Below are 13,733 nucleotides of genomic sequence, written 5' to 3'. Positions count from 1 at the left end.
AATTACCGTCTCCTACTCTTCCCAGATCGCTTACCCGAAAATTTATTCTTCCCAAAGGCTTTCGGTTTGCCTCCGTCATTATTTTTATGCGCAAACTGCTTTTTCTCTGGGCGGCTATACAACAGCCTTTCAATCAAATCTTCTCTGCCTTTGCTTTGCAGCTTATCCTTGATTCTGTTTCGGTATTCACTCTTATGCCAAAAGAAAAACATGTGCTGATTGCGCTTTTCCTTCTCAGATTTCGGCGTAAATAGTTTCTGCATGGTATAGGGGTGATAACCGGAATAGTAAATCACAGTGGCCACCGTCATCGGGGTAGGCGTAAAATCCTGCACCTGCTCTAGCCTAAATCCCATGTCTTTGGTTTCCGCTGCTAGGTTCGCCATATCCTCCTCTTTGCACCCGGGGTGACTAGAGATAAAGTAAGGTATCAACTGCTGATTGAGTTGATGCTTTTCGTTGATCTTATCGTATTTCTTTTTGAATTCATGGAAGTGCTTGAACGACGGTTTACGCATGATTTTCAGCGTATCGTCAGCTGTATGCTCAGGAGCCACCTTCAAACGACCAGAAACATGTCTAGTAATGAGCTGCTCCATATACTCATCTATGCTATCGTTTGCGTCCTTATTATAGCTCTTGGTGAGTAGATCGTATCGAATACCACTACCGACAAATGCTTTCTTCACGCTTGGGTGCTTGTCTACCTTTCGATACAGCTCTGTCATCTGGCTATGATCCGTATCCAGATTACTACATATCACCGGATGAATACATGAGGGACTTACGCACCGATCGCAGATTTCCTGGACCTTGCCCTTCAAACCATACATATTGGCGGATGGTCCACCAAGATCAGAAATATACCCTTTGAAATCAGGCATCTTGGTCACCTGATCCACTTCTTTCATAATCGACTCCTGACTTCTACTGGCAATGAACTTACCCTGATGCGCAGAGATCGTACAAAAGCTGCATCCTCCAAAACAACCGCGATGCATGTTGATCGAAAACTTGATCATTTCGTAAGCAGGTATGGGTCCGCGCTTATTGTATTTTGGATGTGGCAGTCGTGTGTAATTCATATCGAATGACTGGTCAATTTCTTGCTCTGTCATCGTATAATAGGGTGGATTAATCACCACCTGATAATCAGCTGCTGCTTGTATAATTCTATCTGCCTGAAGTCGATTTGATTCTTGCTCTACAAATTTGAAGTTGGAAGCATAAGATTTCTTGTCTCGCAAACATTTCTCATGCGTATTAAGAACAATGTCTTTCCAGTCTTTATGCTTAGGTACTTCTTCTTGCCGAGGCACTTTGTAACTGGTCTGTGGAATATTGGTGAGCTGGTTAAAAGGCACGCCCTTACCCAACAAATTCATAATCTCTCTAAGCGGCTGCTCACCCATACCATAGACTAACAAGTCTGCTCCACTATCTACCAAAATAGAAGGCATCAGCTTGTCTGACCAATAATCGTAATGTGTTACTCTTCTAAGACTTGCCTCCACGCCACCTATGACTACCGGCACATCTGGATACAATTCTTTCAGAATTTTGGTATAAGTAATAGTCGCATAGTCTGGTCTAAATCCCGCATCCCCACCTGGCGTATAGGCATCGTTGGAGCGTTTTCTTTTGTTCGCCGTATAGTGATTCACCATCGAATCCATACAGCCTGAGGTCACACCAAAAAACAACTTCGGTTTTCCAAATTTCTTAAAGTCACGCAGATCATCTTGCCAGTTGGGCTGAGGGATAATGCCCACACGATAGCCAGCAGAATGGATGATACGACCAATAACGGCTCCACCAAAGGCAGGGTGATCGACATAGGCATCTCCGGATATAATCACTACATCCAATTCGTCCCATCCATGTGCTTCCAGTTCTTTCTTAGTTATTGGAAGCCAATCCTTTAATTCATGCCTCACTGCCATTTTGCAAAGCTAGCGAAAAAGATATGAACCCTATGAAATTGCTTTTGATATACATTTAAATGGAATTTAAAATTGACCCGACTACATTTGCCGCTTACAAGCTAAAACCATGGAAAATCACCGTACAGAAATCACGAACGACATTACCCAAAGTATCCGTAATTTTCTTGCCGGTAAAAAGTATAGTAAAGTCGCTGTGATCTGCGACGAGAACACGGAAGAGCATTGCTTGCCACTGGTTCTTGAAGCACTTCCAGAACATTTTCTATTAAAGATTGATAGTGGAGAAGAAAACAAACATCTAGGTACTTGTGAGCAGCTTTGGATGGCACTCACAGAGGCTGGATTCGACCGCAAAGGGTTGGTGATCAACCTAGGCGGCGGCGTGATTGGCGACATGGGTGGTTTTGTGGCCAGTACCTACAAGCGTGGCATGGATTTTCTTAACATCCCAACCACTCTACTTTCCCAGGTTGATGCCAGTGTAGGCGGCAAGTTGGGGGTGGACTTTCATGGCTTTAAAAATCATATCGGTCTCTTTGCAGAACCACAAAACGTTTTGATCGACACCTGCTTTTATGCCACTTTGCCGGAGCGCGAGCTTAGGTCAGGATTTGCTGAAGTCATTAAACATGGACTGATTTACGACAAAAATTATTGGCAAAAGGTACATTCCGTGGGATTCGAAGGCGCACAGTGGTCAGCACTCGTTGACCGCTCTATAGCTATCAAGAAAGAAGTGGTGAAAGCAGATCCTTTTGAATCTGGTTTAAGGAAGATCTTGAATTTTGGCCACACCATAGGGCATGCAGTGGAGTCTTATTTTCTTGACAAAGGCGACCAAAGACTCCTCCATGGTGAAGCCATAGCTGTAGGAATGATTTGCGAAGCTTATTTGTCTTATAAGTTTACAGGGCTCGATTCTAAGGAGCTAGAAGAAATTGCTGCCTATTTGATTAAAGTTTACAATCCGACCAATATAGACCAGTCACTATTTGATGAAATCATAGGACTAACACTTCAGGACAAGAAAAACGAAGGGGGTGTGGTACAATTCAGCTTGTTAAGTGAAATTGGAAAGTGCAAGGTCAACATACCTATCTCAGCTCCGGACATGCTCGATAGCCTGTTTTACTTTAATAAGCAGGTAGGATAATATTCGTTTCGTGAGGACACGAACCTAAATTAGAATAGAAAAAATAGAATGATTTGAGCTGACTTCTTGTCTCTTAGACAAAAAGGTCAGCTTTAGAATCTTCAGCAACGATCAAGTCATCTACCTTCTTGGTATCCACTTTATCGTTTTTCAGGTATAAATAGCTCGCCAATCCAACGGCTGCGCCTGCGGTTGCCCCCGCAACCAATTTGCTCAAAATTCCTTTTCTTTTTTTGTTTACTTTTTGCTTCATCTTTGTATTCTCTGACCTATTATAATAACAACTTTCAAGACCTTATCCCTCAAGTTTTTGCTTCATTTATTTCAACGGATAAGCTGAACAATAGATTTACAAAATTGAAAATGAACAATCGATTTGTTTAAGTCTTTGGTTTAGGGGCAGTGTCGATTGTTCACCCTCAATTAAGTTGTAAGCAAGTACGCTTGTATTCAAATTAAAATCCTGACTAATGGCTTCAAATTCCTGCCTAGACTTTAATATTGCATCTTCAAAAAAAGCTATAAAGAACATGAGTGGATCTATCAAATTAAGCAGACCTACAACAACATTATCCCTCGATGTTCCATTGACTTCTTCGAAAAGTGAAAGCAATCGTGCATTACTTTTGAACGAATTAGCCGGTGGCTCTTCTGAACTCAAAAACTTATCGACTGCGCGTGATACCGTGACAATGACCAAATTGCTAGCTTCAGATGACTACACACTTGATGTATTAGATGCTGGTACCGTAATGAGGTTCATGACCGCCTTTTTAGCTATGGGCCAAAAAGAAAGGCGTATCACAGGCACACCAAGGATGTGTAAGCGGCCTATCGGTTTGCTGGTAGATGCACTCAATGATCTTGGCGCTGAAATCAGCTATGAAGAGGAAGTTGGATATCCTCCCCTACTTTTCAAGCCATTCAGTAACCAAAAAACTAACCAACTAACAATACCAGGAAACATCAGCAGTCAGTATATTTCTGCTCTTTTGATGGTAGCTCCTACTCTTCCAGAAGGATTAACAATTACCTTGGAAGGTGAAATATACAGTCGCCCATACATCGAAATGACTTTGAACCTCATGAAACACTTTGGCGTTTCAGGCTCGTTCGAAGGCAATCAAATCACTGTAGCTTCTCAGCAATATCAATCCAATAGCTACACCATCGAATCGGACTGGTCTGGAGCCAGCTATTGGTACAGCTTATTTGCTTTGGCTGATGAGGCTCAAATCAGTCTTAAAGGCTTACGAGCTAGATCCAATCAAGGCGATCACGCGATAGCAGATATCATGGAAGGATTGGGCGTAAAATCAACTTTTGATGGTGAGACGGTAACGCTTAGCAAAGTGGATATCCAGGACAAATTGATTATTGATTTCAAATCCTGCCCAGATTTGGCGCAAACCGTGATGGCTGCAGCAGCCGCTTTGGGTGTAGATTTGGAAATGACGGGGCTTGAAAGCCTTCGTATTAAAGAATCCGACCGAACGGCTGCCATGGCCGCTGAGCTTGGCAAGATTGGAGCTAAGCTGGAAGAACATGATAATGGACTTTGGATATTAACTTCACCGAACAAGTTAGAAGTAACAAAAGTAATTGAGTTCAATACGTACGACGATCATCGTATGGCGATGGCTTTGGCTCCATTGGCTATGAAATTCGATTGCCTCATTCATGAGCCTGAAGTAGTGGTAAAATCATACCCTGAATATTGGGAGCACTTGGAAATGGCAGGGGTTCAGGTCAACTCGTAGAAACCAATATTTCGACTGAAGATTAAAACCTTACTGAAGCCGCATAGCCCACCCAGGCAGACAGGTGTAAGCCGTCATCAGTAATTGATTCGTAAAAACCAGATTGGTTAAGATCGCCATAGGTATCTGTACTTGAATCGTAAACTTTGGTTAAGTACAGATTCAATGTAGGGCCCGCATTTATCGAAAGATGTTTGCCAATTTGGTATCCGACATTAAGATTCAAACGATTGAGCAAATTAAGCTCATCGTTATGCTGATCTCGTTCTGGATTTTGTATGCTGTGTGCTACCAATTCCACATTTCCATACCATTTTTTCTTCAGGTTGAATTGAGAGCCAAATCCAAGACCGTATTGCCATAAATTGTCTTTTGATGGATCTATACCTGCTGACAGCACACTATAAAACTGATGTACCCCCGAACGAAACGCAACATGATAGGGCATGAATTCATTATGCTCAATAGCCAACTGATGCAAGCCACTTTTCACAAAACTGAACAGCCCAATAGGTACACCATGAACAACCGTATCCGCAATATTCACGATTCCAATCTGAACACCTTTCAATTTCTTGGTCATATTAAGAAATCCTGATATTTGAGCCCCATCAACCTCGTTAGTCAAATTAAGAAATCCAGATGTTTGAACTCCTTTTGCCGATTTGGCCATGTTAACAAAACCTGCTCCTTGGAAACCATTCACTTCTTTCGTGGCCAGGTTCACAAACCCTGCGACTTGTGCCCCTCCTACCTTTTTGGAGAGATTTACAAAGCCTGCAGCTTGCACTCCTTTGACATCATCTGTAACTATGTTGAGAAATCCAGCTGCCTGCACACCGTTAGTATACCCCTTGGTGGTATTGAGAAATCCAGCCAATTGCACACCATGCGATTCTCCTCCTACAGCGTTGCCGAAGCCTCCGATTTGAACGCCCTTCATCTCTCTTCGGTCAATATTATAAAAACCACCCAATTCAACTCCATTCACACCATAAGCATATCCTGCCAACAAATTCACTGAAAGGTTGTTTCGAATTTGGCCACTCAACTTTCCATTAGTTCCTACCATCGGGACTAAAGAAAATTGGAAAAATCGATCTTCTTCCATGGTTACATTCTTAGCATTTCGCCTTGATTCATCAGGGGTGAAGAATTTCACCAGTTTTTTTGTCTCTATTTCAAATCGACTCGAAAGGCTTCTTTTTTCTTTTTTAATTGGCTTTAGCGAAACTGACATTTCAGAAATGCTAGATACCTGAATGATTGTATCCTGATAATTCTCTCTGCTAATCGCGAAGGTTAAATAGTCTGTTTTTGCCTTTACGGTAAGGTCAAATTCTCCTCTGGTATTGGTGAGTGTGGCATCCAGTTGATTCACCTCATAGATCGTAGCATCCTGGATCACCTCTCCCGTCTCCGCATCTTTCACTGAACCGAGAGCTTAATCGGGTGCTTTTTTTTTTCGGTCTTCTTTTTTGGTTGAATGATGACGTAGCTACCTCTGAACTTAAGGTGAAAATCTGATCCAAGCAGAACTTCTAAAACCTTAGCAAGAGGCTCCTCCTCGAAGGACTGATCAACCATTTTGTCACTTGGGATTTGATCTGGATTGTAAGCCAATTTCACATCTTCCAAAGCATTAATTTTCTCCAAGGCCTGCTTTAAAGTCACATTCTTGAGCTGGATGGCAATAGGCTGTTGGGAAAGTTCCTGCGCTTTAGACAAATAGGATCCACCAATGAAAATTAGTACCAATAATATGTTACTGTGGACAGCCATAGCCAGCTAATAAGTAGGAATCTCCTTGATTGGACCAAACCAGATTCAAGGTTTCACCTATAATTTCCAAAACATGCTCGATCTCTTCATCTTCAAAATCAACGTTGATCTTGCAATTAGCGATATTGGGATTTGATAGTTTCAGTTCCACACCATAGACCTTTTGTATGGCATCAATGGCCTCCGATACAGTAGCTCCTTTGAAGGCCAGGGTTTTAGTTCTCCAATAGTTATGCATGCCTGTTTTGGCCGTTTCGATCTTGATAAGTAATTCAGTACTTCTGTAATAAACTCCACGGTACCCTGCCGTAAGTATTTCCTCTTTTCCACCTACACTCATTCGCACTTTTCCACTATCCACACTGACCACCACACTGTCTTTATTAGCATTGTTGACATTAAATTTTGTGCCTAATACTTGAACCTTTACCTCGTCAGTTTCTATTAAGAAAGGCTGTTTTGGATTGTGAGCTACCTCAAAATAGGCTTCTCCTTTAAGTTCGACCTTTCGGTTTCCACCTTTAAATTTGTCTGGATAAATCAGCTGACTACCTTCATTCAACGAGATCTTTGAACCATCAACGAGCTTTATGGCCTGCAGATCTTCTTGCGCCACTAACTCAAGTGTCTCTACCTGATTAGACTCATATACAAACCAGCCTGCTCCAAGGATCAATAAAATTGAGGCCGCTACTTTCAACCAAGTAAAACTAATTCTCTGATGTACTTTATTTACCTGCTGAAACTTCTTCCACGCCAACGGGACATTATAGTTCCCAGTGTCTTTTTCAATACTATTGATCGCCTTCGCATCCAAAAAGAAAATTCGCACTCGTTCAAATTCCTCTAAATTCTCACCAGACTCAGCCCTCCATGACAATACCATGTCCTGTTCGTCAGGACTAACCTCGTTCATGAAATATCTGAACAACAACTCCTCAGAAACGCTATGTCTGTTTTTCTCGCTCATTTTCTCTTAGAATGTGGACAACTATCTCTCATTTTACCCCCACAAGTTTTTTTGAAGTACAGAAATAAACCCAATAATGAAGCTTGGCAAGTGTCGACTCAAAGCAGACCTCATCACCTTCAAGGCCCTTCCCATTTGATTTTCTACCGTCTTGATGGACAACCCCAGTTCTTCGGCTATCTCTTTATATTTTTTTTCCTCAAAGCGGCTCATCTCAAAAATTTGGCGACATTTTTCTGGTAATTGAGCCAACCCATCATCTATTTCTCTTTGGAGTTCATCTAATTCTAAAAAGTCTGTTTCGAAGCCTTCTGATTTCCATTGTTCTTGTTCTTCATACCTCCGCACTATTTTTTTGTGCTTGATATAGTTCAGACAGGCATTACGGACCGCCCCATAGAGATAAGACTTTACAGCAGTTTTAATTTCTATTTGATCGGATTTAGACCAGACATTAGTAAAGGTGTCTTGAACAATCTCTTCAGCTACCTCATGACTTTCCACATATTGGTAAGCAAAAGCTGAAAGTTGATGATAATAGGCCTTAAACACCTTTTCGAAGGTGTTTTCGTTTGATAGATCGGTGATGTTTTTAGTGATTTCCAAATCAATTTTCAACAACTCGACGAAAGTATCAAGATTTGACAATAAACACAGCGATTATCCTCACTTTTAGAGCCTTAGAAGCGCATAATTATAATTATCCATTCTTTTCGTATATTTTTTTTTGGCGAATTGCATGATTTCAGTAGCTTAGTTTGAACTGATTGGTCAGGTGCAACCATATTTTGGACAAAACAAATATTCTACTTATCTAAATCCTGTATGAATTTACTTCCTTCAAAATCAAGATATTTATCTCTGTTTTCCTTGGTCTTAATACTTTGGGCATCAGCAGGTCTTGCACAAAACAGAAGCGATAGAGATCAGGAAAGAATCGGTATTTTACTTTCAAATGCCAAGAGTAATCTGAATCGTAAAAATCTTAGTGCTTCACTCGGTCAAGCACAAGCTGCTTTAAATCTGGCCGAGAAAAATGGAGACACACAAAAGGTATGGGAAGCTAAAAATCTCATTGGAGAGGTTTATCTAACCCAAAATGATTTTCAAAAGGCCATTCACATTTTTTTAGAAATGAGCATGCAGGCAGAGAAGGTCAATAACTATAGCGTGTCTGCAAATGGGTACCTATCTCTGGCTAATATTTATTCTCATATGGGAGCCTTCACCAAGGCAAATGAAACCTACGCCATTGCCTATGATCAATTCAACAAAATCGACTACGAATTGGGCATGATTGAAGTAAAGGCTGCAGCCAGTCTCAACCACCTGACTGCCAATGATCTAAAAAATGCACTATCTTCATACAAGTCTTTATTAGCACTTGCTGAAAAAGACAATCTGGCCTATTTTAAGCTAATCTCACATGATGGTTTATTGGAAGTTTATCAAAAAACCAAAGACAGTAAAAAGGGTATTACTACTGGGAAATCCTATCTATCACTGATTGAAACCGAGGGTGGAAGTGAGCAAATGGCCGCTAATGCATACAACAGAATGGCCGCACTCTACCTTAACACAGGAGAAAACAACGAAGCTCTAGAGGCACTAAAGCAAGCTGAAACAATTGGCCAGTCCGGTCAGTCCGGTAACAAAATATTGGCTCAAACTTATGAATTCCTTGCACAGACTTATGAAGCACTAGGAAACCAAACGGAATCTAATCGATATAAAAACAGATTTAGCACTCTCCAAAGCAGGCTTCCGGCCGAGACCACCTATCATCCAGACGATCTTGAAGAAGCTGAGATTTTGGCGCGGGAGTTGGAAAAAACTTCGAGAGCCATAATCACAGAAGAACAACTCACCAAGGAAGCGGCTGAAAAGACTAAACGAGAGGAAATTTTGCAAGATGAAATAGCACGGTTAAAAAACTTGGAGCATGAAGCACTGGTGGGCAATAGAGAGCTTGGTCACACTGCTCTTGAAGCAGAGTATATCCATCAGGATTTGATGGTAGCGCAACACGAATTCGAAAGTACCGAACGTCAGGCTGAGATTCTCAGATACAAAGAAAGCCTAATCAGACACCAATTGGAACTTAAAGTGGCTGAGGAAGAAAAACTCATTCTAGAGCAACAAGCTGAAATCAGCGAAAAGAGACAACAGATCTATCTAATTATCGGTGGTGCATTTCTTCTTATTGCCATCATTTTAGGTGTAGAATATGTAAGGATTAGAAAGCTCAACAAGTTACTAAAATCTCAGCAGGCAACTATTCACCAGCGAAATGTTGAACTACAACTCAGTAATGGCACCATCATGGAAAAAAATGCCAAGCTGCATAAAGCTCATGATGAGCTAAAGAGAACGCAAGCCAATTTAATTCAGGCTGAAAAAATGTCGGCACTTGGTATGCTTACTGCTGGAATTGCTCACGAGGTAAATAACCCAATCAGTTTTGTATCCAATGGACTTCAAATTTTGGAAGAAAACATTTCTGAGGCTTTTGATACATTAAGCACATTTGAACAAATCATTCAGTTGAATGATCTGGACGAAATCAAAAGTAACTACAACATTCACAAGTCAGAAAATCAGAGCGTTTCAGTACTCAAAAAAGATACTGCCGATTTGCTAGGAGATGTGAAATTTGGTGCCAGCCGGATAACAGAAATCGTGGACGGACTTCGAATCTTCTCAAGAAAGGATGAGAAAAAGTTCAAAAAAGCTCAACTTCATGATATTATTGAATCCGCTTTGCTTATCTCTAAATCTAAATACAAAGGAAGGATTCAGATCATCAAAGAGTATGGGAAAGACATTCCATCTATTGATTGTTTCCCAGGACAACTGAATCAAATCTTCATTAACCTTATTGGAAATGCCTCCGATGCTATAGAAGGGGAAGGCTGGATCAAAATTATGCTTCAAAACATTGATGGAAAATTTGTTAGAGCGATCGTACAAGATAGTGGTAGTGGAATGAGCGAAGAAGTGAGAAAGAAAATCTTTGAACCACTATACACGACAAAGGAATCTGGCAAAGGAACTGGCCTGGGACTGTCTATTACTACGGATATCATAAAAACTCACCGAGGTCACATAGACGTCAGAAGCAAAGTGGGTGTAGGTACAGCCTTCATACTTACACTACAGGTCGACCTCATGAAAGGAAAGATTAACGAAGAGAATAACTAAAAGCGTCCTGACTTAAATCATACTGCTCATTGCTTCATATTAGGCAGATCGCTCAATTCTGATTAGATTTGTCGATTGGACTACGGAAAGATTTTTCCTTGGTTGCCATAATGGCAAGTTTTTCAACCTAACCAAAGAAAAGTTAAGCAGCTATGATCAGATATAAGTTCTCTAAAAAACAGGATCAAGAATTTACAGCCACCCTACGAACAAGAGTCAATAGTTACTTTCAAAAAAACAATTTAAAAAGGGATGCGAATTCCACGATGGTCATCAAATCCATTTGCTTGTTTTCTTGGTATCTAATCCCCTTCTTTATTCTTGTTTTTTCTGGAATTACCAGTCTGCCGATACTTATGGGGCTTTGGGTGATCATGGGCCTTGGCAAAGCCTTTATTGGTACCGCCGTGATGCATGATTCTTTACACGGTTCATATTCCAACAATAAGAAGGTAAACTTTTGGATGGGATTGTCGGCCATGATCATTGGTGTAGACTCCTTGATTTGGAAAATACAGCACAATGTAATCCACCACACATACACCAATATAGAGCATACTGACGAAGACATCCTACCCCGTTTTGTATTCCGATTTTCAAACCATCAGCCTAAAAAGTGGTTCCATAGATTTCAACATATTTATGCACCTATATTTTACTGCGTTCCACTTTTGGAATGGCTGACCACCAAAGATTTTTTAAAGGCTTTTGATTACAAAAAAATGCGCTTGATCAAACCTGGTGCTGAATTCAGAAAAGAATTTGCCGCGATTGTACTTCGAAAATTTTTCTACTACATATTCTTCGTAGCAGTGCCCATGCTCGTCATTCCAATCCCTGCTTGGATTACTTTGGTTATGATTTTAGTTTCTAGTGGGGTAACAGGCATCATGTTGGCCATGATTTTTCAGACTGCACATGTAGTACCTTCAGCCGCGTTCTATGAAATAGAAGGTGAAGAAGTTGACCATAGCTGGTCAGCACATCAGTTGCTCACCACATGCAACTACGGTATGAACGACAAAGTACTGAGCTGGTTAGTCGGTGGTTTGAATTTTCAGGTGGAACATCATCTATTTCCGGATATTTGTCATGTGCATTATCCTGCCATTGCTCCAATTGTACAACAAACCACTAAAGAATTTGGGCTACCATACTATGCGGTAGACTCCTTTGGTGATGCAGTAGCTAGTCACTTTCACATGCTGAAACAACTCGGAAAACATGAGGAATACGCTGGACAGCCCGCATTCTTTATGGCAAAGGCTTAATACCAAAAGCTTACTTTAGGTTTACTCAAGGTTCTTCAGCACTTCTTCTAACTGTTCAAGGTCGGCTTCAATTTCTATGGCTACTTTTTCTTTGTCGATGTAATCCTGAAGTCTTTGTGGAATCTCGACCTTTTCATTGATAATTGGTTCGACCACATCCAAGAACTTGGCAGGGTGAGCCGTTTCTAAAAATACACCGATTCCTTCATGGTCTTTCAAATAGTCCTTCAGCCCCAAGTACCCCACAGCACCATGTGGATCGAGAAGATAGCCGGTACCTCCATAAACTTGTTTGATGGTTTGGCTGGTTTCCTCATCTGAGTAAGTGTAACCCTTTAGCTCATTTCTGAATGTTTCTACATCAGCCCCAAACAAATCATTCATGCGATAGAAGTTGCTCGGATTGCCCACATCCATGGCATTGGAAATAGTTTCAACTGATCTTCTTGGTTCGAAATTCCCTGATCTCAGGTAGGCGGGTACGATATCATTGGCATTGGCCGAAGCTATGTATTGCTTGATGGGCAAGCCCATTTTCTTGGCGAGTAATCCAGCGGTTAGATTACCATAGTTTCCACTCGGAACAGAGACCACCAAATCTTTGTCTTCCCCCAGCATGGCGTAGGTCCAGAAGTAATAAAATGACTGCGGAACCAATCGTGCCATGTTGATGGAGTTGGCAGAAGTCAAATTGTATTTTTCTTTCAATTCCAGATTAAGGAATGAATCTTTGACCATTTTCTGACAATCGTCGAAAGTGCCTTCTACTTCACATGCCGTAATATTTTCGCCAAGCGTGGTCAGCTGCTGCTCTTGAATCTTACTTATTTTCCCTTTCGGGTAAAGGATGACCACATTGATGTTTTTCATACCCAAGAAACCACTAGCTACAGCACTACCTGTATCGCCTGAGGTGGCTACTAAGATGGTCGCCTTCTTGTCGCTTTGTCTTGAAAAGTAACTCAAACATCTGGCTAGGAATCTTGCCCCCACATCCTTGAATGCACAAGTAGGCCCATGATACAATTCTAAGGCATAAACATTGTCCTCTACCTCTACGAGTGGCAGGTCAAAAGCCAAAGTACCTTCTACGATTTGTCTCAAGTCCTTTTCAGGAATTTCATCTTCGATAAAACACTTCGCTACCTGATAGGCGATTTCGTGCAGCGGCATGTCATGAATTTTTTCAAAGAATTCAGCAGGCAACTGTTTGATCTCTTTCGGCATGTACAAGCCATTGTCATCAGGTAGGCCTTGGAAAATGGCTTTTTCAAAACTTACTTCTGGGACTTGCTTATTGGTACTGTAATATTTCATTGTCTTCTAACTAATCAATCCAAAATGGATCACATTTTTTCTCCTTTGAACATCAGAATGGACTCTACTGATTCATCCTTCAGATGCTTGAATTTTAGACGAGTATCGTCTTTCATAAATTCTTTCAACTTATCCTCAGAATCAAAACTTATGATATGAATTTCATAAGGCTTTTGATCCTCACCGTCCACGTAAGCACTTACCTCTGGTCTTAATCTCTGAATCAGCTTTCCTGTATACTTTTCCATCAAGGGAATCGCCTGATTTTCAAACTCTTGAAAAACATCTTCCTTCCCCTGTTTTACATAGATAAGTTGAGTGATATACAACATG

General features: G+C 41.0%; 12 protein-coding genes. 4 read left to right on the top strand and 8 right to left on the bottom strand.

Features of this window, described 5'->3' with window-relative positions; translation table 11 throughout:
- Window positions 1-2: 2 nt before the first annotated feature.
- Complete coding sequence (locus tag ACO6S2_RS07270; protein WP_422361835.1) at window positions 3-1,943, bottom strand: YgiQ family radical SAM protein; 1,941 nt, start codon at window positions 1,941-1,943, stop codon at window positions 3-5.
- Between the two features lie 109 nt (window positions 1,944-2,052).
- Here ACO6S2_RS07270 and aroB point away from each other — a divergent pair, with 109 nt between their 5' ends.
- Window positions 2,053-3,099, top strand: a complete 1,047-nt coding sequence (aroB, locus tag ACO6S2_RS07265; protein WP_422361834.1) for a 3-dehydroquinate synthase — start codon at window positions 2,053-2,055, stop codon at window positions 3,097-3,099.
- 73 nt (window positions 3,100-3,172) lie between these two features.
- On the opposite strand, the gene ACO6S2_RS07260 is transcribed toward aroB, so the two are convergent.
- The gene (locus tag ACO6S2_RS07260; protein WP_422361833.1) at window positions 3,173-3,352 is read right to left on the bottom strand and encodes a hypothetical protein; all 180 of its coding nucleotides are present in this window, start codon (window positions 3,350-3,352) and stop codon (window positions 3,173-3,175) included.
- Between the two features lie 217 nt (window positions 3,353-3,569).
- Here ACO6S2_RS07260 and ACO6S2_RS07255 point away from each other — a divergent pair, with 217 nt between their 5' ends.
- On the top strand, window positions 3,570-4,859 hold the full coding sequence (locus tag ACO6S2_RS07255; protein WP_422361832.1) for a 3-phosphoshikimate 1-carboxyvinyltransferase: 1,290 nt from the start codon (window positions 3,570-3,572) through the stop codon (window positions 4,857-4,859).
- A gap of 22 nt (window positions 4,860-4,881) precedes the next feature.
- On the opposite strand, the gene ACO6S2_RS07250 is transcribed toward ACO6S2_RS07255, so the two are convergent.
- Genes ACO6S2_RS07250 through ACO6S2_RS07235 form a run of 4 tightly spaced genes read right to left on the bottom strand, consistent with a single transcriptional unit; the run spans window position 4,882 to window position 8,259 of the window.
- Window positions 4,882-6,291, bottom strand: a complete 1,410-nt coding sequence (locus tag ACO6S2_RS07250; protein ID WP_422361831.1) for an LA_2272 family surface repeat-containing protein — start codon at window positions 6,289-6,291, stop codon at window positions 4,882-4,884.
- Complete coding sequence (locus tag ACO6S2_RS07245) at window positions 6,288-6,641, bottom strand: hypothetical protein (RefSeq protein WP_422361830.1); 354 nt, start codon at window positions 6,639-6,641, stop codon at window positions 6,288-6,290. Before ACO6S2_RS07245 ends, ACO6S2_RS07250 begins: the two co-directional genes overlap by 4 nt.
- Window positions 6,625-7,611, bottom strand: a complete 987-nt coding sequence (locus ACO6S2_RS07240) for a FecR family protein (RefSeq protein ID WP_422361829.1) — start codon at window positions 7,609-7,611, stop codon at window positions 6,625-6,627. Before ACO6S2_RS07240 ends, ACO6S2_RS07245 begins: the two co-directional genes overlap by 17 nt.
- 33 nt (window positions 7,612-7,644) lie before the next feature.
- Window positions 7,645-8,259 (bottom strand): RNA polymerase sigma-70 factor, encoded by a 615-nt coding sequence (locus tag ACO6S2_RS07235; protein WP_422361828.1) that lies wholly within the window; start codon window positions 8,257-8,259, stop codon window positions 7,645-7,647.
- Between the two features lie 177 nt (window positions 8,260-8,436).
- Here ACO6S2_RS07235 and ACO6S2_RS07230 point away from each other — a divergent pair, with 177 nt between their 5' ends.
- A complete protein-coding gene (locus tag ACO6S2_RS07230) occupies window positions 8,437-10,812 on the top strand; it encodes an ATP-binding protein (RefSeq protein ID WP_422361827.1) in 2,376 nt (791 codons plus the stop codon).
- Between the two features lie 152 nt (window positions 10,813-10,964).
- Window positions 10,965-12,083: a fatty acid desaturase family protein gene (locus tag ACO6S2_RS07225; protein ID WP_422361826.1), complete on the top strand. Its 1,119-nt coding sequence runs from the start codon at window positions 10,965-10,967 to the stop codon at window positions 12,081-12,083.
- Window positions 12,084-12,104: 21 nt separating this feature from the next.
- Here ACO6S2_RS07225 and thrC read toward each other — a convergent pair whose 3' ends face one another.
- Both thrC and ACO6S2_RS07215 read right to left on the bottom strand, forming a co-directional pair.
- Window positions 12,105-13,400 carry a threonine synthase gene (thrC, locus tag ACO6S2_RS07220; RefSeq protein ID WP_422361825.1) on the bottom strand — a complete coding sequence of 432 codons (1,296 nt, stop codon included), beginning with the start codon at window positions 13,398-13,400 and terminating at the stop codon, window positions 12,105-12,107.
- Between the two features lie 29 nt (window positions 13,401-13,429).
- Window positions 13,430-13,732 (bottom strand): DUF1330 domain-containing protein, encoded by a 303-nt coding sequence (locus ACO6S2_RS07215; protein WP_422361824.1) that lies wholly within the window; start codon window positions 13,730-13,732, stop codon window positions 13,430-13,432.
- Between the last annotated feature and the right edge of the window lies 1 nt (window position 13,733).

Source organism: Reichenbachiella sp. (genome assembly GCF_965233835.1).
Classification (GTDB): Bacteria; Bacteroidota; Bacteroidia; order Cytophagales; family Cyclobacteriaceae; genus Reichenbachiella.
This window is presented reverse-complemented; position numbering and strand designations above follow the sequence as displayed.